The sequence below is a fragment of the Blastococcus sp. SYSU DS0617 genome, from assembly GCF_054051075.1.
The window spans coordinates 13,980-40,533 of record NZ_JBJHAO010000022.1; the positions used below are offsets into that span (position 1 = coordinate 13,980).

The window sequence follows — 26,554 nt, forward strand, 5'->3', positions numbered from 1 at the left end:
GTCCCACCCCAAGGGGTGAGGCGGCGCTCAACGACGTCGTCGCGTCGACCGATGCCTTCTCGACGGCACCCTCCCGGGTGCCGACCGTCGAGAAGTCGGAAGAGGTCGCGACGTGCACAGCGGTATCCCGGACAGCCAGGCGTGGTCGGCGTGGCGGCGTGGGGCGCTGCGGGCAGGTGGGACGGCGATCGCCGCCGCGGTCCTCGTCGGCCTCGCGCCCGCCGTCGCCGGCGCGACGCCCGGCGCGCCCAGCGACGGCGAGATCTCCACCGCCCAGGCCCAGGCCGAGGCCGTCGCCGCCCGCATCGGTGCCCTCGACGCGCAGCTGGCCGCCACGCAGGCCGCGGTGGACGGCGCACGCGAGCAGGCCCTGCTCGCCCTCGACGAGTACCAGGCGACCGAGGAGGCCGCCGAGGCCGCTCGGGGGCACGCGGAGGCCGCCGCAGCCAAGGCCACCCGGGCGACCGCCGAGCTCGGCGTGGCCCGCGACGACCTCGTCTCCTTCGCCCGCCGCACGTACATGGAGGGCAGCACCAGCCCGGGCGCCAGTGCGCTGCTCACCGCCGGCAGCCCGGGCCAGCTGATCGAGCGCGCCGCGCTGCTCGAGGCCGCCGGCTCCCACCGCAGCGACGTCCTGGACCAGGTGACGGTCCTGCAGGAGCGGGCGACCAAGGCCGACATCGTCGCCCGCACCGCCCTCGTGCAGGCCGACGAGCTGCGGCAGCAGGCGGCCGAGGAGCTCGAGGTCGCCCGGACGGCGGAGGTGTCCGCCCGCGCACAGCAGGCGCAGGTGCGCACCGAGCAGGCCGCGGTGCAGGCCGAGCTGGAGGCGGCCGAGCAGCAGCTGACCGCCCTCGTCGGCGCGCGGGAAGCCGCCGAACTGGCGGCCGCCGAGCGCGCGGCCACCGAACGGCCGGCGCCCGTCGTTCCCGCCCCGGACGTGCCCGACGCCGCGGCCCCCGAGGCGCCGGCCGGACCCCCGGCTCCGCCGGCCGGGCCCCCGGCCGCACCCCCGGCTCCGCCGGCTCCGCCGGCCCCGCCGGCCCCGGCCCCGGCCCCGGCCCCGGCCCCGGCTCCGGCTCCGGCCCCGGCCCCTGCTCCCGCTCCGCCCGCCGGGCCGGGCTCGTCCTCGGCCGCGCAGACCGCGATCGCCGCGGGCATGCGGTACATCGGCACCCCCTACGCCTGGGGCGGCGGGGGACGGCAGGGACCCGGCTGGGGCTGGGGCATCGACCTGGGTGTCTTCGGCTTCGACTGCAGCGGGCTGACCCAGTACGCCTACGGGCAGGCCGGCATCTCGATCCCGCGCAACAGCCGTGCCCAGTACGCCCAGCTGCCGAAGGTCGCCCGTGGCGCCCTGAAGGCCGGTGACCTGGTCTTCTGGGCCACCGATCCCAGCCGGCCCACGACCATCCACCACGTGGCGATCTACCTGGGTGGCGACCGGATCCTCGAGGCGCCGGAGAGCGGCAAGCACGTGCGGACCACGGCGATGCGCTGGGGCAAGTACGCCGGCGCGGTGCGTCCCAGCGCGTAGGCGCCGGGGTTCGAGGCGTCGGGCAGCCACGGGGGGAGCTGCCCGACGCACCCTCCAGGCTAGCAGTCATGACGTCTCCCGGGCAGCGTCGAGCGGAGCGTCGCAGGCAGCGGACGCGCTCCTCGCGGGCCCTCGGTCACGGCGTCCAGCTGTCGCCCAGGAAGGTGTAGGACACTGGGCGCGGGGACGGCTGTGCCGCCCCGTCGACGGCCTCCGCAGTTCCGGGGCCGCGGCCCGCACGACCAGGGAGCCCCGTGACGAGCGCTGCCAGCACGCCGACCGAGAACTCGCCCGCGCAGGCGGGCGGCCCGGTGCCGCCGGCGACCGACGCCGCCCGGCTGGAGCGGGTGCTGTTCGAGATCAAGCGGGTCATCGTCGGCCAGGACCGCCTCGTCGAGCGGATGCTGGTCGCGCTGCTGGCCCGCGGGCACGTGCTGCTCGAAGGCGTCCCCGGCGTCGCCAAGACCCTCGCCGTCGAGACCCTGGCCACCGCCGTCGGCGGCAGGTTCGCCCGCCTCCAGTTCACTCCCGACCTGGTGCCGGCCGACATCATCGGCACGCGGATCTACAAGTCCGGCCAGGACGCCTTCGACACCGAGCTCGGCCCGGTGTTCGCGAACTTCGTGCTCACCGACGAGATCAACCGCGCCCCGGCCAAGGTCCAGTCGGCGCTGCTGGAGGTCATGGCCGAGCGGCAGGTCTCCATCGGCGGGGTCACCCACCCGCTACCCGACCCCTTCCTCGTGCTGGCCACGCAGAACCCGATCGAGTCCGAGGGCGTCTACCCGCTGCCCGAGGCACAGCGGGACCGCTTCCTGATGAAGGTGCTCGTCGACTACCCGAGCCCCGAGGAGGAGCGGGAGATCATCTACCGCATGGGTTCCGAGCCCCCGGTCGCCGCCACCGTGCTCGGACCCGACGAGTTGCGCCGGCTGCAGAAGACCGCCTCCTCGGTGTTCGTGCACCACGCGCTGGTCGACTACGTCGTGCGCCTGGTCGTGGCGACCCGCATGCCGCGCGAGCACGGCATGGAGGACGTCGCGACGTGGGTCTCCTACGGCGCCAGCCCCCGTGCCTCGCTCGGCCTGATCGCCGCCAGCCGTGCGCTCGCCCTGGTCCGCGGCCGCGACTACGTCCTCCCGCAGGACGTCCTGGACATCACCGCCGACGTGCTGCGCCACCGCCTGGTGCTCTCCTACGACGCCCTGGCCGACGGCGTGCCGGCCGACCACATCGTCAAGCGGATCGTGCAGACGGTGCCGTTGCCCCAGGTCGCGCCGCGGCAGAACGCCGGCGGCTTCGGCCCGGGCGCCGGGGGCGGCCCTCAGGTGCCGCAGTTCGGCCCGCCGCAGGGCATGCCCGCGCAGGGTGCGACGGCCTACGGCGCGCCGGGCCAGGGTGCGCACGCGGCGCCGCCCGCGCAGGGCGGTCCGGGCGCCAACGGGCACGGGCCGCGCCCGGCGTGATCCGGCGTCGTCGCAGCGCCGAGCCGCCCCCGGCGGGCTCCGCGCATCCCGGGCTCCTGCTGCACGACGCCGGGGACAGCCCCGGCGCCGACAGCGGTGCGCCGCCGCGCTTCACCGACGGCCCGGCCGACGTGCTGCTGCGCCGCCTCGAGCTGACGGTGCGACGTCGCCTGGACGGGCTGCTCCAGGGCGATCACCTGGGCCTGGTCCCGGGTTCGGGGTCCGAGGCCGGCGACTCGCGCACGTACCACCCGGGTGACGACGTCCGCCGCATGGACTGGCCGGTCACCGCGCGCACCCAGGTGCCGCACGTGCGGGAGACGATCGCCGACCGCGAGCTGGAGACGTGGGCGGTGGTCGACCTGTCGGCCAGCCTCGACTTCGGCACCGCCAACTGCCAGAAGCGCGACCTCGCCATCGCCGGCCTGGCCGCGGTCGGCCATCTGACGGTGCACGGCGGCAACCGGCTGGGGGCGGTCGTGACGACGGGGGAGCGGGTGGACCGCCACCCCGCGATGCCGGGCAGGGTGGCCGCCGAGCGCCTGCTGCGCTCCGTCGTCGACACCCCGCGGGCCGAGGGCGGGCGCCGGGGCGACCTGGCCGCTGCCCTGGAGACGCTGCGCCGGCCGGAGCGCCGCCGCGGCCTGGTGGTGGTCATCTCCGACTTCCTGGGCGACAGCGACTGGGAACGCCCGCTGCGCGCGCTGGGCACCCGGCACCAGCTGCTGGCCATCGAGGTCGTCGACCCGCGCGAGCTGGAGCTGCCCGACGTGGGACTGCTGACCGTGGTCGATCCCGAGAGCGGGCAGACGCTGGAGGTCCCCACCGGGGACGCCGAGTTCCGGGCGCGCTTCGCGCAGGGCGCGGCGGCGGAGCGGGCGCGGATCGCCGCGGCGCTGCGCCGGGCGGGTGCCGGGCACCTGCAGCTGCGGACCGACCGGGACTGGCTCATGGACGTCGTCCGGTTCGTCGGCGACCAGCGCCGAGCAGGCTCGGGAGGGGCGTCGCGATGACTTTCCAGGCACCGTGGTGGCTGCTCGGGCTGCTGGTGGTCGCAGCGCTGGTGGCGTTCTACGTCGTCCTGCAGCTGCGTCGCAAGGCCTACGCGGCCCGGTTCACCAACGTCGCCCTGCTCGGGTCGCTGGTGCCCAAGCGGCCGGGCTGGCGACGGCACGTCGCCTTCGGCCTCGTCGCCCTCGGGATCGCCACGCTGGTGGTGTCGCTGGCCGTGCCCAGCACCGAGGTGCGCGTGCCCCGCGAGCGGGCGACGGTGATCATGGCCGTCGACGTCTCGCTGTCGATGGAGGCCCGGGACGTCGAGCCCAGCCGCTTCCGGGCGATGCAGAAGGCGGCGCAGGAGTTCGTCGACGTCCTGCCCGAGCGGATCAACCTCGGGCTGGTCGCCTTCGCGGGCACCGCCAGCACGCTCGTGCCGCCCACCACCGACCGGGACCAGGTGCGCAGCGCCATCAGCAACCTCGAGCTGGCGGAGTCGACGGCGATCGGCGAGGCGGTCTTCACCTCACTGACCGCGATCCAGAACTTCCAGGCGACCCTCGCGGCCGACGGCCAGGAGGCGCCCCCGGCGCGCGTCGTCCTGCTCTCGGACGGCTTCATCACGGTGGGCCGCGACGAGAACCAGGCGATCGCCGCCGCGAAGGACGTGTCGATCCCCGTCTCGACCATCGCGTTCGGCACCGACTACGGCACCCTCGACCTGGACGGGGAGAGCGTGCCGGTGCCGGTGGACCGCGCGACGCTGGAGAAGATCGCCGACCAGACCGGTGGCAGCTACAGCGAGGCCGCCAGCGCCGAAGAGCTGGAGGACGTCTACGCCGACCTCGGCAGCCAGATCGGGTACACGACCGAAGCCCAGGACATCAGCCCGCGCTTCGTGCGGGTCGGCGTCCTGGTGCTCCTCGTCGGCACTGCCCTCAGCCTGCTCTGGACCAACCGCCTGGTCTGACCTCCGCGGCCGCCCCGGGCGGTTCAGGGACGGGCGGGGTCCGGGGGCACGGTCGACGGCGTGTCGACCGGACCGGCCTCGGCCGGTCGCGGGCGGTCCTGCCGGTGCAGACGGATGGCCACCAGCGCGACGTCGTCCTCCGGCCGGTCCTCGACGAGCCGCCCGATCAGCTGGTCGCACAGCTCGTCCAGGGGCCGGTCGGCCAGCTCGGCCGCCGCGGCGCGCAACCGGTCCATCCCGTCGTCCAGGATCGAGTCGCGCCGTTCGATCAGCCCGTCGGTGTACAGCAGGACGGTGGTTCCGCGGTCCAGGCTGATGACCGACTCGCTGCGCCTCGTCGTGTGGTCCACGCCGAGCATGAGGTCGCCGCGCCAGCTCGCCAGCTCCGCGATGGTGCCGTCGGGGTGGATGACCAGCGGTGGCGGGTGCCCCGCGTTGGCCCACCGCATGCGCGTGATGCCGCGCTCGAGGTCCTCCGGCGTCTGCTCGAACCGGGCCAGGGCCGCGGTGGCGTAGGTGTGCAGCTGCAGCTGCGTGATGGCCCCGTCGAGCAGGGAGAGCAGCCGCGCGGGCCCGGCGTCGCCGGTGACGGCGATGCCGCGGAGCATGCTGCGCAGCTGCCCCATGGAGGTGGCGGCCGAGGTGTCGTGCCCGACGACGTCGCCGATGACCAGGGTGGTGGCCCCGTCCGGTTGCACGAAGGCGTCGTACCAGTCGCCGCCGACGCGGGCGGCCTCGGCCGCGGGCAGGTACCGCACCACGATGTGGGCGTGGTCGGGCTCGGGCGGCGCGGTCAGCATGCTTCGTTGGAGCTCCTGGGCGAGCCGCCGCTGCTGCTCGTACAACCGGGCGTTGTCCAGGGCCAGGCCCGCCCGGTCGGCGACCTCCGTGGCGGTGGCGACGTCCGCGGGGTCGGGCGCCCGGTACCGGTCGTGCACGAGGGTGAGCGCGCCCAGCACCCGGTCCCGTCCGCGGATCGGCAGCACGGTCATGCTGCCGGGCTCGAGCAGCCGGAGGAGCCGGCGGGCCTCGCCGGTGGCCACCGTGGCCAGCGCCGGACCGGTCAGCTGCCCGGCGGCGACGGTGACCGCGGTGCCGCTGGTCGCCGCCCGCAGGACGGGGGCCGTGGTGGGGGAGGAGTCCTGCGCGGCCGCGGCGTAGCGCCGCACCAGGGGCACCTTCGCGGGGTCGACGTGCCAGGCGCCGGCGTCCCGGAGGCTGCCGTCCGGGGCCAGCAGGGACACCGTCGCCCAGGTGGCCAGGGCCGGCACGATCAGCCGCGGGATGCGGCCCACCGCCGACGGCGCGTTGAGCGTGCCTACCAGGTCCTCGCTGACGCGGGCGAGCAGCGCGAGCCGTTCCACGGCCTGCCGGCGGGCGGTCACCTCGCTGACGTACAGCCAGAGACCCTGCCCGGTGGGCACCGCCTGCACCTCGAACCACCTGTTGAGCGGCTCCGGGTAGAAGGCCTCCACGGTCTGCGGCTGCCGGGTGTCGACGGCGTGGCGGTACGCGCGGCCGAACTCGCTGTCCACGGTGGCCGGGAAGGCCTCCCAGTAGGAGCGCCCCAGCAGCTCGGCGCGCTCGTAGCCGACCATCTGCTCGGCCGCCGCGTTGACGAAGCGGACGATCCAGTCGGTGTCCAGCTCGATGAGGCCGATGGGCATGGACTCCAGCGTCTGGGCGTCGGTGTTCTCCCCCTCGCCGGATTCGCCGTCCGTGCGCCACCAGCGGGACATCACACCTCTTCAGCAGCCGACCAACTTGGGTACTTGACGAACTTATCAAGCACCACAGGAGGGTGCGTGTTCGTATGCTGAGGAGGTGCCGTTCACCCCCGGCCGCCCCCTGGCCGACGCCAAGGCGGACCTCTTCAAGGCCCTCGCGCACCCGGCGCGGATCCGGGTGCTCGAGCTCCTGGCCGAGGGGGAGCGGACGATCGGTGAGCTGGCCGAGGGGACCGGGCTGGAGCTCTCCCACCTGTCCCAGCAGGTGAGCGTGCTGCGTCGCGCGGGCGTCGTGGGGAGCCGGCGCGTCCGGAACAACGTCATCTGCTCGCTGTGCGACCCGCAGACCGCGGAACTGCTCGCGGTGGCCCGGCGGATGCTGACCGCCAACCTCCGGCAGGGGCAGGTGCTGCTCGAGGCGCTCGACGGCGCCGAGGACGCCGTCGCCCTCGCCGACTCCGCCCGCGCGCGGAGCTGACCGCCGGTCCCGGCGCCGGGACCGGCGACCTGGCTCAGCGCGTCGGGTCGAGCACCAGCTTGCCGGTGGTGCGGCGGGCGAGCAGGTCCTGGTGCGCGTCGCGCACGTTGGACAGCGGGTACCGCCCGCCGGCGACCGGCTTCAGCGAGCCGTCGGCGGTCATCGCCAGCAGGTCGGTCATCGCGGCGTCGAGCATGTCCGGGCGGGCCATGCAGTGGGCCAGCCAGAAGCCGATGACGGCGCGGCTCTTCTGCATGAGTGCGCCCGGCGGCACCGACGGCGTCTCCTGGCGGGCGGCCATGCCGTAGGTGGCCAGCCGGCCGAAGGGGGCCAGCGCGGAGAGCGACCCGGAGAAGACGTTGCCGCCGGTCATCTCCAGCACGATGTCGACCGGCTTGCCCTCGTTGGCCTCGCGGAGGGCGGCGGCGAACTGCTTGGGGTCGTCGTCGGCGAGCGCCGGGTCGACGGTGGCGTGCGCGCCGAGCTCCTCGGTCAGCGCCCGCTTCTCGGCCGACGAGGCGGTGGCGATGACCCGGCCGGCACCCCACCGGCGGGCCAGCTGCACGGCGATCGAGCCGACGCCGCCGGCACCGGCGATGACCACGACCGACTCGCCCTCGGCCAGGTGCGCGGAGGTGCGGAGCAGGTGCCAGGCGGTGGTGCCCTGGAGGACCAGCGACAGCGCCTGCTCGTCGCTCACGGCGTCCGGCACGGCCCAGGTGAGCCGGTCGTTGGCGGCCACTCGCTCGGCGTAGCCGCCCCCGTCGAGCAGCCCGACGACCCGCTGGCCGCCGCCGACCGGGGTGCCGACGAATTCGGCACCGGGGATCAGGGGCAGCTGCTGGGCGGCCAGGTAGGAGTTCTCGATCTGGTGGGTGTCGGCGTAGTTGACGCCGGCCGCGGAGACGTCGTGCAGGGTCTGACCCGGCCCCGCCTCGGGCTCGGGGACGTCGACGACGGTCAGGACCTCGGGGCCACCGAACTCGGTGATCTGGACTGCGCGCATGCGGGTGAGGCTATGACCTGCTCACCCCCGGACGTCATCCTGGCCGGTCCCGTCGGTCAGCCGCCGGTGAGCCGCTGCAGCCGGGTGGTCAGCGCGGCCCGCCGGTCGGCGTTGCCGTGCAGCTCCACGTACCGCTGCCCGAAGCCGGCCAGCAGCGTGTCGTCCAGCCGGCGCACGGCACCCGGGGGATAGCGGTAGTCCATCCGGGCGAGGATGCCGCTGTCGTCGGCGCCGCGCAGCACCTCGCCCAGCTCCACCAGGCTGGTCACGCCCAGCTCCAGCAGCAGGCCGGAGATCCAGGTGTAGTGGTCCGGGCGCGACCAGCCGGCGTCGGCGTACTGCCCGGCCAGGAACGCAGCCAGCTCCCGGGGCGCGATCCGAGGGTCGTCGGGGTCGGTGTCGTCGGCCTCGTCGGCGGGAACCGGTGCCCGGAGGCGCTCGCGGATCGCGGTGAACTGCTGGTCGGCCAGCTCCAGCAGCCCGGCGGCCAGGGTGAACCGGCGGTCGAACTCGGAGGCGTGCTCGTCCGGCACCGTGCCCTTGTAGCGGATGTCGTGCTCGAACTCGGCCCAGGCGTGCTGCAGCACCGTGCGCACCTGCACCTGCACCACGCGCCCGACCAGCTCCGGCAGCTCGGCCGCCCGGCCCGGGTCCACGCCGATGAGCAGGTGCCGGCTGGAGTAACCGAACCGGCCCTGCTGCGCGGTCCGCCGACCCATGTCGCGGTCGTCGATCACCCGCACCTGCGCGGCCAACAGCTCGGCGACCGCCTCCACGTCGCTCTGCACGTAGGTGATCACCCGCACGCCGATCTGGTCGGTGATGTCCCTCGCCGGGTCCGGATAGACGGGCACGCCGTCGACCGTGCGGGCCGCCTTCTCCGCGAACGAGGCGATGGTCTTGGTCCGCCCGGTCACCGACAGGTAGTTGATCCCGGCGTCGTCGAGCACCCCGGTGACGAGCGCGAGCGCCTGCGCCCCGGCGACCAGGGTCTCGGGCCGGCCGTCGGCGTACGCCTGGATGGCCTGCTGCACCGGGTCGGCCGCGGGTGCCGGAACCCGGGGGCCGGGCCGCAGGTCCGGCGGCAGGGTCGGGGTCACGATGGCGCCGCCGGCGGCGTCGCCGTAGGTGGTCACCTCGTCCGGGCGCCGGACGGCGATCCATCCCACGTAGGCGCACACCACGGCGTCGACCTGGTCCTCCGCCACCCGCAGCTCGCTCTTGCGGGTGGCGGACTGCACCTGCTGGCGCAGCGCGGCGAACGGTGCACCGAGGTCGAGCTCCACCACCGCGCCCAGCAGGTCGACGAGCAGCAGCAGCTCCGCACGCATCTCCTCGAGCACCCGGCCCGGCTTGTTCTTGTACTTCAGCGTGCGGCCCAGCCGGAACAGCGCCACCGTCGCCGCGTGCGGGTAGACCTCGATCGCCCGGCGGTCGCGGCCCGAGCGGGGGTCGAGGTCCAGCCGCAGGCGCCGGCCGATCCGTCCGCCGCGGGTGTCACCATCGGTGAACTCGGGTTTGCCGGTGTTCGTCGGGTGCGCCCCGGCCTGGAACCTCGCGAAGTCGGCGTTGAGCGCCCGCTCGGCGGCCCGGTTGCCGGTGGCGTTGGTGACCACCAGCGGGGCGTCGATCGCCACGATGCACGGGCCGGCGGTGAACGGGGCCAGCGCGGCCTCGATCTCCTCGTCCGTGCGCACCGCGCTGACGTGCACGAGCCGGCCGGCATCGTCCAGCACGGCGAGGCCGGTGGGTTGCCTGGACCCCCAGGCGAGGTCGATCCCGATGTGCTGCACGGGGTCAGCTTGCCCTGCCCCACACCTCGTCGGGGCTCCTCCCGCGGGATGTGCTGGCGCGTGCGTGTGACGGTCCGCCCGAAGGTCGCTCGGATGAGCGCCGTTCCACTGGCCCGCAGGCCTGTCACGACGCCGTCGTCGGCCCCTGGAGGGCGCGAGCGCACGCCCGGTCGGCCCGACGGAGGCCGACCTATCCTGCGCGGGTGACCGCCGAGACGACGACACTGGCCGACGGACTGGGATTCCCGGAGGGACCGCGCTGGCACGACGGCCGGCTCTGGTTCTCCGACTTCCACGACCGCCGGGTGCGCACGCTGACGCCGGCCGGCGACCTCACGTCGGTGCTGGACCTCGACGACTCGCCGTCCGGGCTGGGCTGGACGCCCGAGGGCACCCTGCTCGTGGTGTCGATGCAGCGCCGGCTGCTGCTGGAGGTCGCCGGCGGCGATCCGACGGTGCGGGCAGATCTCACGGCACACACCCGGTTCCGGGCCAACGACATGGTCGTCGACGCGGCGGGCCGCGCCTACGTCAGCAGCTTCGGCTTCGACCTGGTCCGCGGGGCGTCGGTGGAGCCGACGGTGCTGGTGCGCGCCGACCCCGACGGCAGTGTCACGGTCGTCGCCGAGGACGTCGTCTTCCCCAACGGGATGGTGCTGTCGCCGGACGGTCGGACGCTGGTGGTCGCCGAGACCTACGGTGCACGACTCACCGCCTTCGACGTCGCCGCCGACGGCTCCCTGTCGGGGCGGCGGGTCTTCGCCGAGACGCCGGGCATCGCACCCGACGGCATCTGCCTGGACGCGGCCGGCGACGTCTGGGTGGCCACGGCGCGTACGCCGGAGGTGGTGCGGGTGCGCGAGGGCGGCGCGATCACCGGCAGGGTCGTCGTCGGCTCGGGGGCGTTGTCCTACGCCTGCGCGCTCGGCGGGGACGACGGTCGCACGCTGTTCGTCTGCACCGCGCCCAGCTGGGCCCAGGGCGGGCCGCGGGCCGGTCGCATCGAAGTGGCCCCGGTCGACGTCCCGGGGGCGGGCATGGGCTGACGCCGCCCTTCGCGCAGCGGCGCCGCCGACCGAGGTGAACGGCACGGCGACCGCCAGGCCGGGATGGCGCCCGTCAGCCGGCGGAGCGGCGAGCGCGGTGGCTGGCCATGTGCTCCCGGTTCGCGCAGCTGGTTCCGCAGAAGCGGCGGCCGGCGTTCCGGGTCAGGTCGACGAGGACGTCGCCGCACCCGCGGGCCGCGCAGCGACGCAGCCGGTGGAGGGCATCGGCGCGGACCACGTCGGCCAGGGCCATCGCCGCCTCCACGCCCATCCGGTCGGCCAGCGGGGCGGTCGGCTCGGTCGCGTGCACGTGATAACCCCAGCCGTCGTGCCGGACCAGCTGCGGAAGCGCGCGCCCCTCCTGGAGCAGCCGGTTCACCAGGACGACCACGCCGTCCTCGTCCGCGGTCCAGGCCTCGGCGAGCACGGTGCGGAGGTGGTGCACCTCGGCCAGCTCGGCCGCGTCACCGCTGCGGCTGCCGGTGAACTCCCAGGTGTCCAGGAAGGAAGCAAGAGCCGGGGGATCGGGCAATCGCTCCGCGCCGTCCGCCGCGGTGTTCACCAGTGCGGCCGCGGCGGCCAAGGCGATCTCGGTGTCATGGGCGAAGAGCATGGGGCTCCCGACTCGGCCGGTGCTCGGTTGTCAGGAGCTTACGTCGGTTGACTCCTGACTCTGCTAGCGTCCCGGCGTCAGGAGCGTCCACCCGTTCACTCCTGACAGAGAGGGTCAGCCATGGCCGGACGCTGGACCGGACCGCTCGGACTGCTGCTGGCGGTCGTCTCCGCCGCCGCCTTCGGTACGTCCGGCGTCTTCGCCGCGAGCCTGATGGACGCCGGCTGGAGCGCGGGCTCCGCCGTGACGGTGCGCGTGGGGCTGGGCGCGCTCGCGCTCACCGCGCCCGCCCTGCTCCAGCTGCGCGGGCGCTGGCAGCTGCTGCGGGCCAACGCCGGCGCCGTCCTGGCCTTCGGCGCACTTGCCGTCGCACTCCCGCAGCTGGCCTTCTTCTCCGCCGTCGCCCGGCTCTCGGTGGGAGTGGCGCTGCTGCTGGAGTACTCCGCCGTGCTGCTCGTGGTGCTGTGGGCGTGGCTGCGGCTCGGTCAGCGGCCCGGCGCCGTCACCACCACCGGGGTGGGCGTGGCGCTCGTCGGGCTGGTGCTGGTGCTCGACGTGGCTCGGGGCGCCCAGCTCGACCCGATCGGGATCGTCTGGGGTCTGGTGGCCGCGCTGGGGCTGGCGGCCTACTTCGTCCTCTCCGCCCGGACCGAGGGGGCCCTTCCGCCGCTGGTCAGCGCGTGGGCCGGGCTGGTCGTCGGTGCGCTGGTGCTCGCCGCAGCCGCGCTCGTCGGCGTCGTCCCGTGGCGGACGACGGCGGCCGACGTGGAACTCGTCGGCCGGTCGACCAGCTGGCTCGTGCCGGTCCTCGGCATCTCCCTGGTCGCGGCGGCGGTCGCCTACGCCACCGGCATCGCCGCCATCCGCCTCCTCGGGGCGCGGCTGAGTTCGTTCGTGGGACTCAGCGAGGTGCTGTTCGCCGTCGTGGCCGCCTGGCTGGCGCTGGGTCAGCGGCCGGCAACTGTGCAGCTCGTCGGCGGGGCCGTGGTCCTGGCGGGGATCGTGCTCGTCCGACGGGGCGAGCACCCGGTCGGGGAGCCGGCCGTGGGCCCCGACGCAGGGGCGGTCGGCACCCCGGGGCACCCGGCCACGGTCGAGGCCGCCGGCCGCTGAGGACGGTCACCCCCCCCTGGCGCGTCCCGGTCGCACCGACGGGCGTGCTGCTGTCGAGACGGCGGTCCCGTGCGCGGCGCCCCGGTCGGGGCGCTGACCTCGGACCGGGTCCGATTCAGATAACGATTCGTGAACGGGTGTGTGACCGGAGCCGTGGCGAGCACAGTGTCTCCGTGATGTACCGTGCCGCCGCCGCGCTCCCGTTCGACGACCCGGCCATGGCGACCGCCGGCCTGCGTGGGCAGCTCCGCGTGATGGCCGCCGCCGCCGGCGCCTTCCCGGACTGGTCGACGCTCGAGGTGGAAGGGCCGATCCGGCAGGTCGAGCACCGTGGTCGGGATCTGTCGGAGTGGACGGCGACCGTGCGCGTCACCGGGGCGTGCCACGACCTCAGCGACCGGTGCATCGACGAGCTCGTCCCGTCCGGCGAGCAGGCGCTCGGGGCGGCGGACGGGCGGACCGCGCCGCTGCTCGTCGGATGAGCGATTCGCGACGGCGCGTCTCGGGACCTGCCTGAGGGCCGGCCGTGTCGCGCGGCTCGACTGCCCTGCGGCGGGGCCCTGGCCGAGAAACGTCCGCCCACTGGCGGGGCCCGGTCGTCACGAGGGCCGGACGAGCCGACCGCTCATCGCGGGGTCATCCGGAAGACGGGCCAGCCGATCTCGGTGCGCCAGGCAGCGGGGTCGGCGGTGTCACGAGGGCCGACCAGGTAGGTCTCCCGTACCGGGCCGGCAACGGCCAGGGCGTTGCGCACCACCCAGGTGCCGAGCTCGCCGTAGGTGACGTCGATGTCGTCGTGCTCGCCGACGTGGGTGGTGACGGCCAGCTCCACACTCGGCAAGGTGACCGGATGCACCCGGCCGCTGCGCGGCGGTTCCGCCGTCGGCCGGTACACGAGGAGGTGCCCGCGGCCGTTCTCGAACAGCCCGTTGTCGTACAGCCCGCCCGGGGCTCCGGTCGGCTCGTGGACCACCGCGTCCAGCTCGGCCATGGCGCCGGCGTACCAGGCGAGCACCTCCTCGTGCGCCACGTCGTCCTCCACGGCGGCCACCGTCGCCGCCGGGACCGCACGGAGCTCGACGGCCAACGGGGCCGGATCCGGCCGCAGCAGCCGGCGCAGCGACACCACCGCGGCGCGGGTCCGGTCCAGCTCCGACTCGAGCCGCTGCAGGTGGTCGGCGACGAGGGCGGCACGGGTCCCCGGGTCGGGGGAGCGCAGGATGCGCTGGACGTCGGACAGCGGGACGTCGAGCTCCCGCAGCCGGTGGATGACCTGGGCGATCGGTATCTGATCCGCGCCGTAGTAGCGGTAACCGGTCGCGGGGTCCACGGTCTCGGGCTCGAGCAGCCCGGCGTCGTGGTAGCGGCGCAGCGTGCGCACGCTGAGGTGGGTCAGCCGCGAGAACTCGCCGATGGCCAGCATGCGTGCACTGTGCACCCTCTCCCCGGGGGAGAGTCCAGCGCTTGACCCTCCCGCATCGGGAGGCCGCACGGTGGGGCCATGACCACACCGACCAGCATCCAGCCCGACCAGCTCCCGGCTCCGATCCGCAGCTACCTCGCCGCGCACGACGCCGGCGACCTGGACACCGCGCTCCGCGCCTTCACGCCCACCGCCGTGGTGGTCGACGACGGCATCACCTACCGCGGGACCGAGCAGATCGGCGGTTTCCTGACCAAGGCGGGGGCCGAGTTCACGTACACCAGCACCCTCGTCGCCGCGGAGCGCACCGACGACGCGCACTGGGTCGCCACCAAGCACCTCGAGGGGAACTTCCCCGGTGGCGTCGTCGACCTCCACTACCGATTCGCCATGGACGGCGACCTCATCGCGGAGCTCGTCATCGCGCCGTGACCACGGCACGGCGATCAGTCCTCCGCGGCGGTGGCGGACGCGCCGTCCGGCTCGACGGCGGTCGGCAGGCTGTGCCAGGTGTCGTAGGCGACGGCCGCCGCACCGTCGGCGTCACCGGCGGCGCAGAGCCGGATGAGCTCGCCGTGACGGGCGACCGATTCCTGGCCCTGCAGCGAGCCGAACCGCAACCGCTCCGCGCGGCGCAGGGTGGGGGTGAACTGCTCGAGGACGGTGGCGACTGCGCGGTTGCCGGCGATGGTCACGAGCACACCGTGCAGTTCGTCGTCGGCACGGAGGGCCGCATCCACGTCGCCGGCCTCGAGGGCAGCGGCGAACCGGAGGTTGGCGTCGCGCATCGCCGCCAGGTCCGCCTCGGTGAGCCCGTCGACCGCATCGCGCACTGCCAGCTCGTGCATCGCCGCGACGACGTCCCGGGCGTCCCGGATCTCGCGGGCGTCGAGCGGCGTGACGGCCGTCGATCGGCCCGGCTGTGCCACGACGAGCCCGTTCTGAGCCAGCCGGAGCAGTGCCTCCCGCACGGGCGTCCTGCTGACGCCGAGCCAGGCGGCGAGGTCCAGGTCCTTCAGCTGCTCACCGGGCTCGAAGGTCCCGTCCACGATCGCGTCGCGAAGTCGGCGGTAGACGTCGTCGCGCAACAGGTCGCGGCCGAGACCGGGAGCCGTCTCGGGTATCGGCACCTACGGACCTTCTTCCGGCGCGGCTCGCGGAGCCGCTCGCACCGCATGGGCGGAGGAGGGTGCGGGTGGCCATTGGCGACTCAGCCCGTCTCCGGCAATATATTGCACATGCCTCCCGGTGATCGCACGGCGGCGAGCGGATCGTGATCGGACGTTCCGAGGAGCTGGCCGTACTGACGGCGATGCTCGACTCGGTGTCCCCGGGTGGCGAGGCCGCGGTCGTCTCGGGCCAGGCCGGCATCGGCAAGACCACCCTCGCGGCGGCGCTGTCGGCGCGGGCCCGCCACGTCGGCTTCCGCGAGCTGCGCTGCACCGGGGTCCAGAGCGAGGCGACGGCCGGATTCGCCGGCCTGCACGAACTGCTCCGGCCGGTGCTCGACGACGCCGTGGCACTGCCGGCGCGCCAGCGGGCCGCCCTGCGTTCCGCCTTCGGGGAGTCCGACGGCCCCGCGGACCGGCTGCTCATCCACCTCGCCGTCCTGGGCCTGCTGGAGGAGGTGGCGCACCGGCAGCGGCTGCTCGTGGTGGTGGAGGACCTGCAGTGGCTGGACAGGTCCAGCGCCGAGGCCCTCGAGTTCGTCGCCCGCCGGCTCAGCAACGCCCCGATCCTGATGGTGGCGACGGTTCGCACCGAGTCCGGTGAACCCACCCCGCTGCCCTCCGCCCAGATCACGCGCCTGCACCTGGAACCCCTCCCCGAGGTGGAGGCCGCCCTGTTGCTGGACGGTCTGCCGCACCGGCTCGGCGAGCAGGAACGGCGGCAGATCCTCGCCGAGGCCGCCGGGAACCCCCTGGCCGTGCGCGAGTTCGCCGCCGCCGTGAGCGCCCGGGACGGCGGTCCGGCCCCGGCGGGTCCGCTGCCGACCACCGCACGCCTCGAGCGGGCACTCCTCGCCGAGGTCGACGCCCTGCCCGAGGCCAGCCGTCGGTTCCTGCTCCTCGCCGCGGTCGCGGACGTCGAGACGCTGCCCGAGCTCGTCGCTGCCGGACGACTGCTCGACCTGACGCCCGAGGACCTGGCGCCAGCCGAGGACGCCGGCACCGTCACCCTGGTGGGGGAGCGCGTGCGCTTCCGCCATCCGCTGCTCCGGTCGGCCGTCCGTGGAGCGGCGACCTGGTCCGACCGCGCGGCGGCCCACACAGCACTGGCGGCGGCGACGCCGGACCCGGGCCGCGCGGCCTGGCACCGCGCGGCGCTCGCCTTCGCGCCGGACGAGACGATCGCCGCCGAGCTGGAGGCGGCGGCTCGGCGGTCCCTGCAGCGGGGCGCGCGGCCCGACGCGGTCGTCACGCTGCGCCGCGCCGCGGCGCTCTCGGTGGACACCGAGGCCCGGGCGCGTCGGCTGATCGCGGCGGCCGTCGCCGCCCGCCAGGGCGGCCGGGCGGGCGAAGCCGTCCAGTTGCTGGAGGAGGCGCTGCCCCTCGCGACCGCCGCGGACGTCGTCGCCACTGCCGCCTCCACCGAGGTCATGCTCGGCGTGACGGTGGGCACGCCGGTCCGCCCCGTCGGGGAGGCCGTCGCGCTGGCGGAGCGGCTGTCGGGCAGCAGTGGCGACGACCACCGGACGCGGCGAGCACAGGTGCTGGTCGGGGCCGCGGCGTGGGCCTGGCTGCAGGGAGTCGACGAGCCGGCGGGGAACCGCCTCGCCGGCGCCCTGACCGCCCTCGACCCGGAGGGCGGGGATCCCATGGTCGCGATCGGGTCGGCCCTCGTGGATCCGGTTGCGCACGCGGCTCGGGCCCGAGCGGCGCTGCCCGGGCTCACGGAGTTCGTCTCCGACTACGCCTACACCGGCGGCACCGAGAACCATCCGGGCAGCAGCGAGCTGGTGCTCGCGGCCGCGCGCATGGCCGAGTCGATCCAGGACCTCTCGGCGGCCGCCACCCTCTGGGACCTCGGCGCACTGTTCTTCCGGGGCGGTACGGGGGCGCTCAGCGACGAGGCGCAGGTCGTCACCGGGCGTGGTGCCCTCCGGCTGGCGACCGGCCGACTGGACGAGGGGCTCGCCGACTCGGCGCACGGAGAACGGCTGGCCGAGGCGCTCGACCTGCCGGTGCTGGCCGGCCTCGCCGCGGCCGCCGCCGCGCGGGGACATGCCTGGTCGGGCGCGGACGAGGCAGCGACCCGCGCCGGTGCCCGCGCTCTCGAGCTCTCGGGTGAGCACCCTGCGGCGCTGGTCCGGGCGCTGGTCGCCTGGGCGGCCGGTCTGCGGGCGCTCGGCCGCCGCCGGCACGACGAGGCGCTGGCGGCCCTGCGCGACGTGTCGGTCCACCCGAGCACCGCGCTGCTCGCCCTGGCAGACCTGACCGAGGCCGCCGTCCGATCCGGTGCCGCCTCCACTGTCGAACCGGTGGTGGCCGAGGGCGAGCGCGTCGCCGAGGCGTTGCGCTCGGTGCACCTGCAGGCGCTGGTGCACCGCAGCCGGGCGCTGCTGGCCCCCGGCGCCGACGCGGCCGACCATTTCGAGGCGGCCGTCGAGGCCGGCCGGCGGGCAGGCTCGCCGCTGGAGCTCGCCCGGAGCCGGCTGGCGTGGGGCGAGTGGCTCCGCCGGCACGGCCAGGTGGTGTCGGCGCGTGGCCCCTTGGCGGAGGCGCTGCACGTCTTCGACACCGAGGGCGCGGCGCCCTGGGCGGAGCTGGCGGCCGCGGAGCTGCGCGCGGCCGGAGTGGTCCCCAGCCGCAGTGTGCCCTCCACCAGGATCGAACCGGCCGAGGTGCTCACGGCGCAGGAGCTCCAGATCGCCCGCTTGGCCGCCAGCGGCCTCACGAACAAGGCGATCGCCGACCGGGTCTACCTCTCGCACCGCACGATCGGGGCGCACCTCTACCGCATCTACCCGAAGGTCGGCGTCACCAGCCGGGGCCAGCTCCGCGACGTCCTCGGCCCGGTCGGAGGCTGAGGCTGCCCCATCGGCGGGAGTGGTCCCGGCGGAGTGGTCATCGTGCGGATGTGGCACCCGGGCGGTGCTCCTTAGCTTCGGTCCGGCATCCGTCGAGATCGAGGCAGGAGGGCGCCGTGGACGAGAGCGAACCCGCCTGGGTGGTCGCCATGCGACAGCTGGCCACCGAGGCCAGGCAGCGCCGCACGGACGGCGTCCGAGCCCGGCTCCGCCTCGACGCCGCGAGAAGCCGCCCCGCCGGGAGCCGGCCGGCCCCGCCCCGGGACGACGACCATGAGTGACCTCCTCGAGTTCCTCCTCGCGGCCCACGGCGGGCTGGACCGCTGGCGGGCGGCGCAGCGGATCACCGGGCGGCAGCGCACCGGCGGACGGCTCGGCGCCGTCAAGGGGCAGCCCGACGCGCTGGCCGACGTCGAGGTGTCCGTGGACCTGCACCGGGAGCGCGTCTCGTACGCCCGGTTCCCGGGGCCGGGGCAGCGCACGATCGTCACCCCGGGCCTGGTCCACGCCGAGACCGAGGACGGCCGGACGCTCGAGTCCCTGCCGGACCCGCGGGCGTCGTTCGCCGGCCACGGGATCACGACGCCGTGGACGGCGTTGCAGCAGGCCTACGTCGGCGGGTACGCGATGTGGACCTGGCTCACCGAGCCGTGGCACCTGACCTTCCCCGGGGTGCGCACGGTGGAGATCGATCCGTGGACCGAGGGCGGCCGACGGCTGCGCCGGTTGCTGGCCACCTATCCGGTCACCATGGCCACCCACAGCCGTGAGCAGCTGCTGCACGTCGACGACGACGGGCTGATCCGCCGCAGGGACTACAGCATCGACGTGGCCGGCGGCCTGCCCGGCGCCGACGTCGTGAGCGGGCACCGCGTGTACTCCGGGCTGGTCGTCCCCACCCGGCGGGTCGTGCACGGCAGGGATGCCGCGGACCACGCCGTGCCCGGCCCGGTCCTCGTGTCGGTGGACCTCGCCGAGGTCACCGTCACCTGAGCGGCGGCGCCGCCGGCCCTCGACCGCCCGGCTGCGTCCGCAGGGCGTCGCGGAGCTGGGCCCGGTGGGCGATGTCCAGCTTCGGGAACACACGGGCCAGGTGGGTCGTCACGGTGCGGGGGGAGAGGCCTGTGCGCGCGGCGATCTCGCGGTTGGACAGGCCCTCGGCAGCCAGCTCGGCGATCCGCCGCTCCTGCGTGGTGAGCTCGGTCGGGGGTGCCCCTCGCCGCGGCGCCGCGTCCGGTGTACCGCCGGCAGCCCGCAGCTCGGCCGCGGCGGCGTCGGCCCAGGGGCTCGCGCCGGCGGCGGTCAGCGTCTCCAGTGCGGCGGCGAGCTGCTCCCGCGCGGCCGCGATCCGCCGCTGACGGCGCAACCACTCGCCGTAGACCAGCCGGGTGCGGGCCAGTTCCAGCGGTGCGCCACTGCCGAGCCCGGCCGCCACCGCGACCGCGTAGGCCTTACCGGCCTCCTCGCCGACGGAGAGCAGTGCCCTCGCCCGGTGCACGAGGGACCACAGGTACGGAGAGTCGACGGAGCGGGCCCGGCGCTCGGCGTCGGCGACCACGGCGGTCGCCGAGTCCCCGCGGCCGGCACGCACGGCTGCCTCCGCCAGGTCGGCCACCGCCCACGCGGCGGTCGTGGGGTGCTGCCCGACGAGCGCGAACTCCTGCTGCGCGGCCCGGTAACGGCGCTGGTTCATCGCCACCAGCCCGGCGGCCCAGTGCGCCCGGGCGCTCACCACGGCGGTGCGGTGCGATCCGGCCAGCTCCCGGTGCCGGCGCAGGGCCTCCTGCGCTGCGGCGTCCGCACCGCGCCAGGCGTGGGCCCGTGCGGCCGCGACCTCGGCGGCGGCGGCCAGCAACGGCAGCTCGGAGTCCAGCGCCGTCCGGGCTGCCGTTTCGGCGTCGGCCAGCGCGTCGACCAGTTGCCCGCTCAGCACCCGGATCGCCGCGCGGCCGCACAGGAACGATGCCGCGTCCCCCGGCGCCTCCGCCGGGGCGTGCAGTCGGCAGCCGTCGTCCCAGACCACCTGGGCCGCCGGCACGTCGTGCAGCGCCTCGGCCATCGCTGCGAGGCTCGCGAGCGCCCACGGGTACCGGGCCCGGACGACGTCCAGCAGCTCCAGCGGAGCGGATCGGGACTCCGCGGCGTGGGTGGCGGCATCGAGCAGCGCCAGGCCGACCGTCTTCAGGGGGTGCGGGAAGTCGTCGACGGTCTCCAGCCCTCCGCGGACCGCCGCGCGGGTGGTCTCGGGCGCCGCCAGCTCCCAGGCTCGCGTGGCTGCCCCGGCGAGGAGCTGGACACGGGCCTCGGGATGGTCACGGCCCGACGGCCCGCCCAGGCGTCCGGCCACCACCACCAGCTCCTCCGGGGACCGGCCGACCACCAGGTCGGTCCCGCTGCTGAGTGCCCACTCGGCCAGGGTGAGGTCGCGGACGGCGTTCCCGTCCTCGGCGAGCGGCATGGCTTCCCGCAGGGCATCGACCGCCTCCCGGGTCAGGCCCGCGCGCCGGGCCGACTCGGCGGCGGAGGCGAGCCGGCGGACCCGGTTCCCGAGGGCGGGGGAGAGCGCGGCGGCCCGGCGCTGGGCGGCGAACGCCTCCCAGCGGGCACCGCGCTGGAGTGCGCGTGCCGCCGCGGCCTCCAGCCCCTCCGCGACCGACTCGTCCGGGCCGTAGCTGGCCGCCGCGCGGTGCCACGCGACGCGCTCGGGGTCGTCCGCCAGCCCGGCCAGCAGGTGGTGTGCCGCGGCGCGCTCCGCGGACGTCGCGGCGCCGTAGACGGCTGAGCCGATGAGCGGGTGCCGGAACGAGAAGGAACCGCCGGTCACCGCCCCGAGGCCCGTGCTCTCGACCGGCCTGAGCAGCGCGACCGCCTCGTCGAAGCCGCCCGCGGCGGCCACGACGCGGAACAGCGGCACGTTGCCCCCGTCAGCTGCTGCGACCAGCAGCAACTGCCGGCTGGCGGCCGGCAGCTGGTCGAACGACTCGAGGAACGCCTGCTTCATCCGTGCCGTCGTCGGCAGCTGGCCGGGGAGCACCGCCACGGCCGGTCGCAACCCGCCGGGCGCCGCGGCCAGCTCGGTGAGCGCGAGCGGGTTCCCGCCGGCCACCGCGAGGACCGCCTCGCGCACCGCCGGCTCCATCTCCGGGGCCACCTCCTCGACCAGCCGACGGGACTCCGCCTCGGGAAGGGGAGCCAGGGTCAGCCGGCGGCCCGGGAAGTCCGCCTGGGGGACCGGTGTGTCCGGGCGGCTCCGCACGGTCGCCAGCAGCAGCAACGGGAGATCGGCCAGTCGGCGGGCGAGGAAGGCGAGCACGTCGATGCTCGACCTGTCGACGTGGTGCAGGTCCTCGACCACGACGAGGGCGGGCCCGGTGGCGACGACGTCCTCCACCAGGCGGAGCACGGCGAGGGAGAGGAGGAGGGGGTCGGGCGCCGGTCCCTCCTCCAGCCCGAACGCCGTCAGCAGCGCGCTCCGCTGGCGCGCGGGCAGGGCGCCGACCCGGTGCAGCGCCGGGTGGAGCAACTCGTGCAGGGCGGCGAACCCCAGAGACGCCTCGCCCAGGACACCCGAGCACCGGAGCTCCCGGAAGCCGGCCGACCGGGCCATCTCGGCCGCGGCCGCGGCCAGCGCGGACTTGCCCAGGCCGGCGTCGCCCTCGACGACCAGCGCGAGACCCGTGGCGGTCGCGGTGCGGACCGCCTCGCGCAGCGCGGCGAGCTCCGACTCCCGTCCGATCAGCACCGCCGGTCCCTCCTGCTCCGAGCACGGCCACGCCGTCGGCTGCGGCGGAAGCACGGTAGTCCAGGTCCGGGCCCAGCGGGGCCGGCCGGGCAGCCGAGCTGCCCCGCGGACGTCGCAGGGCACCGGCGGAGCAGTCGATCGACGGATGCCTGCGGCGGAGAGGCGGTGCCAGCGTCTGCCGTCCGACGGCGCAGCGCGCGTCGTCCCGCCCGGAAGGAGCAACTCGGTGACCACTGAGCAGACCCCACGCGTCGTTCTCGAGCCGGAGTTCCAGCAGCTCGCCGACGCCACGGCCAACCCGCCCTACCTGTACGACCTCGGCCCCGAGGCCGCCCGTGCGGTGCTGGACGACCTCCAGTCCGGCACCGTCGAGAAGCTCCCCGTGGAGGAGCGCTGGATCACCGTCCCGGTCGGCGTCGGCGACGTGCCGGTCCGGATCGTCCGGCCCGCCGGATCGTCCGGCCGGCTCCCCGTGCTGCTCTACATGCACGGTGGCGGCTGGGTTCTCGGCAACGCGGGCACGCACGACCGGCTGGTCCGCGAGCTGGCCGTCGGCGCCGGCGCCGCCGTGGTGTTCGTGGAGTACAGCCGGTCACCGGAGGCGAAGTACCCGGTGGCCATCGAGCAGGGGTACGCCACGGCTCGGTGGATCACCGAGCAGGGCGCCGAGCACGGTCTGGACGCCGCCCGGCTGGCCGTCGCCGGCGATTCGGTGGGCGGCAACATGACCGCGGCCCTCACCCTGATGGCCAAGGACCGCGGTGACGTCTCCTTCGTGCACCAGTCGCTGTACTACCCGGTCACCGACGCCGCGATGGACACCCCCTCGTACGGCCAGTTCGCCGAGGGGCCCTTCCTGAGGGCGAAAGCCATGGAGTGGTTCTGGGACGCCTACACCACCGACCCCACTCAGCGTGCCCAGATCACCGCGTCGCCACTGCGGGCCACCCCGGAGCAGCTCGAGGGTCTCCCGCCGGCGTTCCTCCTGGTGGCCGAGGCCGACGTCCTGCGCGACGAGGGCGAGGCATACGCCGCCGCCCTGCGCTCGGCCGGCGTCCCGGTCACCACGGTCCGCTACGACGGGGTGCACCACGACTTCATGATGCTGGACCCGGTCAGCCAGACCCTCGGCGCACGCGCCGCCATCGCGCAGTCGATCGCGATGCTCCGGGCGGCCTTCGGCAAGTGAACGAACAGTCGATCGACGTACGCGAAGCCGCCGCCGCGCTTCCTACGTTCGCTCCACCAGCGCCGCGACGTCGGATCCGACGCACCGGGGTCGCTGTCCACCGAGAGGAAGAGAACCGATGACCACCAGCACCCTCGACGCCCGCACGAATCCGACCAAGCCCACCGTGGTGCTCGTCCACGGGGCCTTCGCCGACTCGTCCAGCTGGAACGGCGTGATCACCCGGCTCAGGGCCGACGGCTATCCCGTGATCGGGGTGGCCAACCCGCTCCGAGACCTGCACCGCGACGCGGAGTTCCTGGGCAGCGTCCTCGACACCGTGGACGGACCGATCGTCCTCGCGGGGCACTCCTACGGCGGCAGCGTGATGAGCGAGGCGGCCGACGGCAATCCGAAGGTGAAGGCGCTGGTGTACGTCGCCAGCTTCCTCCTCGAGGAGGGCGAGAGCACCGGAGAGCTGGCCGGGAAGTTCCCCGGCAACGAGCTCGGGCCGGCCCTGCGCCCGGTCCCCGTCAGCGGTCCCGACGGGCAGCCAGTGAACGACCTCTACATCGAGCAGGAGAAGTTCCGGGCGGTCTTCGCCGCGGACGTGCCGGAGGACGTCGCCGCGCTGATGGCCGTCACCCAGCGTCCCATCGTCGCCGACGCGCTCGAGGGGAAGGCGACGAAGGCAGCCTGGAAGACCGTCCCCTCCTGGAACCTGATCACGCGCCAGGACCTCGCCGTTCCGGCCGAGTCGCAGCAGTTCATGGGCGAGCGTGCCGGGGCGACGAACGTCGAGATCGACGCCTCCCACGCCGTGACGGTCTCCCAGCCGGAGGCTGTCGCCCGGCTGATCGACGAGGCCGCCCGCGCGGCGGCCGCCTGATCCCACGGGCCCGTCGGCCGGGCCGTTCCGCCCACCGGGTGGAGCGGCCCGGCACCGGACCGGGAACTCCCATGCAGGTTCTCGAGTTGGTCGGCGTCTTCGCCTTCGCGGTCTCCGGTGCACTGATCGCGATCCGCCGGGACTTCGACGTCGTGGGGATCGCGATCCTGGCGGTGGTCACCGCACTGGGCGGCGGCCTCGTCCGGGACCTCGTGCTCGGCGACACGCCGCCTCCGGCGTTCACCAGGTGGCAGTACCTGGTCGTGGCCCTGGCGGCGGCCGCGGTCACCTCCGTCGCCCACCCGTGGCTCGGGCGGCTGAGCCGACCTCTGCTCGTCTTCGATGCTGCCGGCCTGGGGCTCTTCTGCGTCGCGGGGACCGAGAAGGCACTCGAACACGGGCTCGCGCCTGTGGCGGCCGCCCTGCTCGGGGTCACGACCGCCGTGGGCGGCGGCGTCCTCCGCGACGTGCTCGCCCGCGAGACCCCGGCGCTGTTCCGGGCGGACTCCGAGCTCTACGCGGTGCCGGCGGTGGTCGGGGCGCTCGTCGTCGGCGTCGCCTCGACGTTCGACGCGGACGGCTCGGCGCTGGGCGCCGGCGTCGCCGCCGCCATCTTCGTCGTCCGCGTGCTCGCCCTTCGGCGCCACTGGCGCGGTCCGCGGGCGCTGCGGACGGCAGTTCCCGGTCCGCCCGCAGCGGGCGGACCGCCTTCCTGACACGACGAGAGGACTGAACGACATGACACTGGACGACCGGTACGACGTCGTGGTCGTCGGCGGTGGCGCCGCCGGCCTCAGCGGGGCACTGGCGCTGTCCCGGGCGCGGCGCAGCGTGCTGGTGGTCGACGCCGGCAGCCCGCGCAACGCACCGGCGGAGCACGTGCACAACGTGCTCGGCCGCGAGGGGACGCCGCCCGCGGAGCTCGTGGCGATCGGTCGCCGCGAGGTCGCGGGCTACGGCGGCACGGTGGCGGAGGGCAGGGTCTCCGCACTGAGCCGGGAGGACGGCTGGTTCCACGTCGCCCTGGCCGACGGGCAGTCGGTGCTGGCGCGCCGGCTGCTGGTGACGACCGGGCTCACCGACGAGCTGCCCGACGTGCCCGGCGTGGCCGAGCTGTGGGGGAGGAGCGCGCTGCACTGCCCCTACTGCCACGGCTGGGAGGTGCGGGACCGGGAGATCGGCGTGCTCGGTCCGGGCCCGCAGAGCACCGTGCAGGCGTTGCTGTGGCGGCAGTGGAGCGACGACGTCGTGCTGTTCCCGCACACCGGCGGGGAGCCCACGCCGGAGCAGCGCGAACAGCTCGCCGCTCGCGGGGTGCGGGTGGTCGAGGGCGAGGTCGCCGCGCTCGACATCTCCGACGGGTCGCTCTCCGGGGTCCGGATGGCCTCGGGACAGGTGGTCGCCCGTGAGGCGCTGGTCGCGGCACCGCGGTTCAGGGCCAACGCCGGGCTGCTCGCCGGCCTGGGCGTCGAGCCGGTCGACCAGGTGGTCCACGGCGCCGTCCGGGGCACCCGCGTGCCCGCCGACCCCACCGGCCTGACCGCGGTGCCCGGGGCCTGGGTCGCGGGCAACGTCGCCGACGTGACGGCGCAGGTCATGACCTCGGCGGCGCAGGGGATGGCCGCCGCCACCGCGATCAACGTCGACCTGGTCTTCGAGGACGCGGGCCGCCGTCGAGCAGGCCCGGAGCGAGGTCCAGCAGGCGTCCTAGGGATCGAAGGCCCCGCACCGTTCCGGATGACACCGAGGAGAAGAGATGGGAACCGTGGATCGCGGCCGCCTGGACGGGCGTCGCGCGCTCGTCACCGGTGGGACGAAGGGTTCGGGCAAGGCCGTGGCAGAACGGCTTCGCGAGCTCGGCGCCGACGTGTACGTGACGGCCCGCACGATGCCCGACGGGTACGAGTCCGCGAACCGCTTCATCGCGGCCGACACCTCGACCGTCGAGGGCGCGGCGCTGGTCGCGTCGCGCATCGAGGAGGCCGGTGGCGTCGACGTCCTCGTGCACGTCGTCGGCGGTGCGTCGACGCCGTCCGGGGGGTTCGTGGCGATCACGGACGAGCAGTGGCTGACCGAGCTGAACCTCAACTTCCTCGGCGCCGTGCGTCTCGACCGGGCGCTGCTGCCTTCGATGATCCGGTCCGGGAATGGTGTCGTGCTCCACTTCACGTCCATCCAGCGGCAGATGCCGCAGTACGACGCATCTCTGGCGTACGCGGCCGCGAAAGCTGCGTTGCGCACGTACAGCAAGGGCCTGGCGAACGAGCTCGCGCCCCACGGAGTGCGGGTCAACGCGATCAGTCCTGGTGGGATCGAGACCGAGGCCTACGAGAGGTTCGTGAATCGCATCGCGGAAGGGAACGGTCTGAGCCGCGAGGGGGCGAAGAAGAAGATCCTCGACTCCCTCGGCGGAGTGCCCCTCGGCCGTTTCGCGAGAACGGAGGAGATCGCCGATCTCGTGGGCTTCCTGGTGTCCGACCAGGCGTCGGCGATCGTCGGTGCGGAATACGTGATCGACGGTGGGACCGTTCCGACGACCTGAACCTAGGAGTGTGCC

General features: G+C 74.9%; 22 protein-coding genes and 1 pseudogene. 16 read left to right on the plus strand and 7 right to left on the minus strand.

What is annotated here, in order from left to right:
* Positions 1–112: 112 nt before the first annotated feature.
* From ACI793_RS18165 to ACI793_RS18180, 4 genes are all read left to right on the plus strand, one after another.
* The gene (locus ACI793_RS18165) at positions 113–1,537 is read left to right on the plus strand and encodes an NlpC/P60 family protein (protein WP_456607780.1); all 1,425 of its coding nucleotides are present in this window, start codon (positions 113–115) and stop codon (positions 1,535–1,537) included.
* Between the two features lie 254 nt (positions 1,538–1,791).
* Positions 1,792–3,003 carry an AAA family ATPase gene (locus ACI793_RS18170; protein WP_456607781.1) on the plus strand — a complete coding sequence of 404 codons (1,212 nt, stop codon included), beginning with the start codon at positions 1,792–1,794 and terminating at the stop codon, positions 3,001–3,003.
* On the plus strand, positions 3,000–4,016 hold the full coding sequence (locus tag ACI793_RS18175) for a DUF58 domain-containing protein (RefSeq protein WP_456607782.1): 1,017 nt from the start codon (positions 3,000–3,002) through the stop codon (positions 4,014–4,016). Before ACI793_RS18170 ends, ACI793_RS18175 begins: the two co-directional genes overlap by 4 nt.
* The gene (locus ACI793_RS18180; RefSeq protein ID WP_456607783.1) at positions 4,013–4,969 is read left to right on the plus strand and encodes a VWA domain-containing protein; all 957 of its coding nucleotides are present in this window, start codon (positions 4,013–4,015) and stop codon (positions 4,967–4,969) included. The genes ACI793_RS18175 and ACI793_RS18180 overlap by 4 nt, the downstream gene beginning before the upstream one ends.
* Before the next feature lie 23 nt (positions 4,970–4,992).
* On the opposite strand, the gene ACI793_RS18185 is transcribed toward ACI793_RS18180, so the two are convergent.
* Entirely contained in the window at positions 4,993–6,708 is a 1,716-nt protein-coding gene (locus ACI793_RS18185) for a SpoIIE family protein phosphatase (protein WP_456607784.1), read from the minus strand.
* Between the two features lie 85 nt (positions 6,709–6,793).
* On the opposite strand from ACI793_RS18185, the gene ACI793_RS18190 reads away from it, so the two are divergent.
* Positions 6,794–7,174, plus strand: a complete 381-nt coding sequence (locus tag ACI793_RS18190) for an ArsR/SmtB family transcription factor (protein WP_456607785.1) — start codon at positions 6,794–6,796, stop codon at positions 7,172–7,174.
* Between the two features lie 34 nt (positions 7,175–7,208).
* On the opposite strand, the gene ACI793_RS18195 is transcribed toward ACI793_RS18190, so the two are convergent.
* A complete protein-coding gene (locus ACI793_RS18195; RefSeq protein WP_456607786.1) occupies positions 7,209–8,180 on the minus strand; it encodes a quinone oxidoreductase family protein in 972 nt (323 codons plus the stop codon).
* Positions 8,181–8,236: 56 nt separating this feature from the next.
* Positions 8,237–9,973 carry a DUF429 domain-containing protein gene (locus ACI793_RS18200; RefSeq protein WP_456607787.1) on the minus strand — a complete coding sequence of 579 codons (1,737 nt, stop codon included), beginning with the start codon at positions 9,971–9,973 and terminating at the stop codon, positions 8,237–8,239.
* A gap of 203 nt (positions 9,974–10,176) precedes the next feature.
* Here ACI793_RS18200 and ACI793_RS18205 point away from each other — a divergent pair, with 203 nt between their 5' ends.
* On the plus strand, positions 10,177–11,019 hold the full coding sequence (locus tag ACI793_RS18205; RefSeq protein ID WP_456607788.1) for an SMP-30/gluconolactonase/LRE family protein: 843 nt from the start codon (positions 10,177–10,179) through the stop codon (positions 11,017–11,019).
* A 73-nt stretch (positions 11,020–11,092) separates the two neighbouring features.
* Here ACI793_RS18205 and ACI793_RS18210 read toward each other — a convergent pair whose 3' ends face one another.
* A complete protein-coding gene (locus ACI793_RS18210; protein ID WP_456607789.1) occupies positions 11,093–11,632 on the minus strand; it encodes a CGNR zinc finger domain-containing protein in 540 nt (179 codons plus the stop codon).
* Positions 11,633–11,752: 120 nt separating this feature from the next.
* Between ACI793_RS18210 and ACI793_RS18215 the strand changes: the two genes are divergently transcribed.
* Both ACI793_RS18215 and ACI793_RS18220 read left to right on the plus strand, forming a co-directional pair.
* A complete protein-coding gene (locus tag ACI793_RS18215) occupies positions 11,753–12,745 on the plus strand; it encodes an EamA family transporter (protein WP_456607790.1) in 993 nt (330 codons plus the stop codon).
* A gap of 173 nt (positions 12,746–12,918) precedes the next feature.
* On the plus strand, positions 12,919–13,227 hold the full coding sequence (locus ACI793_RS18220; RefSeq protein ID WP_456607791.1) for a hypothetical protein: 309 nt from the start codon (positions 12,919–12,921) through the stop codon (positions 13,225–13,227).
* Between the two features lie 143 nt (positions 13,228–13,370).
* Here the strand turns inward: ACI793_RS18220 and ACI793_RS18225 are convergent, their stop codons facing one another.
* Positions 13,371–14,168 carry a MerR family transcriptional regulator gene (locus ACI793_RS18225; RefSeq protein ID WP_456607792.1) on the minus strand — a complete coding sequence of 266 codons (798 nt, stop codon included), beginning with the start codon at positions 14,166–14,168 and terminating at the stop codon, positions 13,371–13,373.
* 78 nt (positions 14,169–14,246) lie between these two features.
* Here ACI793_RS18225 and ACI793_RS18230 point away from each other — a divergent pair, with 78 nt between their 5' ends.
* A complete protein-coding gene (locus ACI793_RS18230) occupies positions 14,247–14,600 on the plus strand; it encodes a nuclear transport factor 2 family protein (protein WP_456607793.1) in 354 nt (117 codons plus the stop codon).
* Between the two features lie 14 nt (positions 14,601–14,614).
* Here ACI793_RS18230 and ACI793_RS18235 read toward each other — a convergent pair whose 3' ends face one another.
* Positions 14,615–15,298, minus strand: a complete 684-nt coding sequence (locus ACI793_RS18235; protein ID WP_456607794.1) for a GntR family transcriptional regulator — start codon at positions 15,296–15,298, stop codon at positions 14,615–14,617.
* 143 nt (positions 15,299–15,441) lie between these two features.
* On the opposite strand from ACI793_RS18235, the gene ACI793_RS18240 reads away from it, so the two are divergent.
* Both ACI793_RS18240 and ACI793_RS18245 read left to right on the plus strand, forming a co-directional pair.
* Positions 15,442–18,198 (plus strand): helix-turn-helix transcriptional regulator, encoded by a 2,757-nt coding sequence (locus ACI793_RS18240; protein ID WP_456607795.1) that lies wholly within the window; start codon positions 15,442–15,444, stop codon positions 18,196–18,198.
* A gap of 273 nt (positions 18,199–18,471) precedes the next feature.
* Positions 18,472–19,191 carry a hypothetical protein gene (locus tag ACI793_RS18245; protein WP_456607796.1) on the plus strand — a complete coding sequence of 240 codons (720 nt, stop codon included), beginning with the start codon at positions 18,472–18,474 and terminating at the stop codon, positions 19,189–19,191.
* Here the strand turns inward: ACI793_RS18245 and ACI793_RS18250 are convergent.
* The gene (locus ACI793_RS18250) at positions 19,184–21,940 is read right to left on the minus strand and encodes an AAA family ATPase (RefSeq protein ID WP_456607797.1); all 2,757 of its coding nucleotides are present in this window, start codon (positions 21,938–21,940) and stop codon (positions 19,184–19,186) included. The genes ACI793_RS18245 and ACI793_RS18250 overlap by 8 nt on opposite strands.
* A 226-nt stretch (positions 21,941–22,166) precedes the next feature.
* On the opposite strand from ACI793_RS18250, the gene ACI793_RS18255 reads away from it, so the two are divergent.
* The 5 genes and pseudogenes from ACI793_RS18255 (at position 22,167) to ACI793_RS18275 (ending at position 26,539) form a co-directional block, all read left to right on the plus strand.
* Complete coding sequence (locus ACI793_RS18255; protein ID WP_456607798.1) at positions 22,167–23,129, plus strand: alpha/beta hydrolase; 963 nt, start codon at positions 22,167–22,169, stop codon at positions 23,127–23,129.
* Between the two features lie 118 nt (positions 23,130–23,247).
* Entirely contained in the window at positions 23,248–23,997 is a 750-nt protein-coding gene (locus ACI793_RS18260) for an alpha/beta fold hydrolase (RefSeq protein WP_456607799.1), read from the plus strand.
* 71 nt (positions 23,998–24,068) lie between these two features.
* Positions 24,069–24,713: a trimeric intracellular cation channel family protein gene (locus ACI793_RS18265; RefSeq protein ID WP_456607800.1), complete on the plus strand. Its 645-nt coding sequence runs from the start codon at positions 24,069–24,071 to the stop codon at positions 24,711–24,713.
* Positions 24,714–24,735: 22 nt separating this feature from the next.
* Positions 24,736–25,602: pseudogene (locus ACI793_RS18270) on the plus strand (NAD(P)/FAD-dependent oxidoreductase); the annotation flags it as partial.
* Positions 25,603–25,753: 151 nt separating this feature from the next.
* Complete coding sequence (locus ACI793_RS18275) at positions 25,754–26,539, plus strand: SDR family oxidoreductase (RefSeq protein ID WP_456607801.1); 786 nt, start codon at positions 25,754–25,756, stop codon at positions 26,537–26,539.
* Positions 26,540–26,554: the final 15 nt, after the last annotated feature.

Coding starts and splice junctions, on each gene's coding strand:
- ACI793_RS18180 (WP_456607783.1), top strand. CDS start 4,013: ATGACTTTCCAGGCACCGTGGTGGCTGCTCGGGCTGCTGGTGGTCGCA.
- ACI793_RS18185 (WP_456607784.1), bottom strand. CDS start 6,708: ATGTCCCGCTGGTGGCGCACGGACGGCGAATCCGGCGAGGGGGAGAAC.
- ACI793_RS18195 (WP_456607786.1), bottom strand. CDS start 8,180: ATGCGCGCAGTCCAGATCACCGAGTTCGGTGGCCCCGAGGTCCTGACC.
- ACI793_RS18210 (WP_456607789.1), bottom strand. CDS start 11,632: ATGCTCTTCGCCCATGACACCGAGATCGCCTTGGCCGCCGCGGCCGCA.
- ACI793_RS18215 (WP_456607790.1), top strand. CDS start 11,753: ATGGCCGGACGCTGGACCGGACCGCTCGGACTGCTGCTGGCGGTCGTC.
- ACI793_RS18225 (WP_456607792.1), bottom strand. CDS start 14,168: ATGCTGGCCATCGGCGAGTTCTCGCGGCTGACCCACCTCAGCGTGCGC.
- ACI793_RS18230 (WP_456607793.1), top strand. CDS start 14,247: ATGACCACACCGACCAGCATCCAGCCCGACCAGCTCCCGGCTCCGATC.
- ACI793_RS18245 (WP_456607796.1), top strand. CDS start 18,472: ATGAGTGACCTCCTCGAGTTCCTCCTCGCGGCCCACGGCGGGCTGGAC.
- ACI793_RS18260 (WP_456607799.1), top strand. CDS start 23,248: ATGACCACCAGCACCCTCGACGCCCGCACGAATCCGACCAAGCCCACC.
- ACI793_RS18265 (WP_456607800.1), top strand. CDS start 24,069: ATGCAGGTTCTCGAGTTGGTCGGCGTCTTCGCCTTCGCGGTCTCCGGT.
- ACI793_RS18275 (WP_456607801.1), top strand. CDS start 25,754: ATGGGAACCGTGGATCGCGGCCGCCTGGACGGGCGTCGCGCGCTCGTC.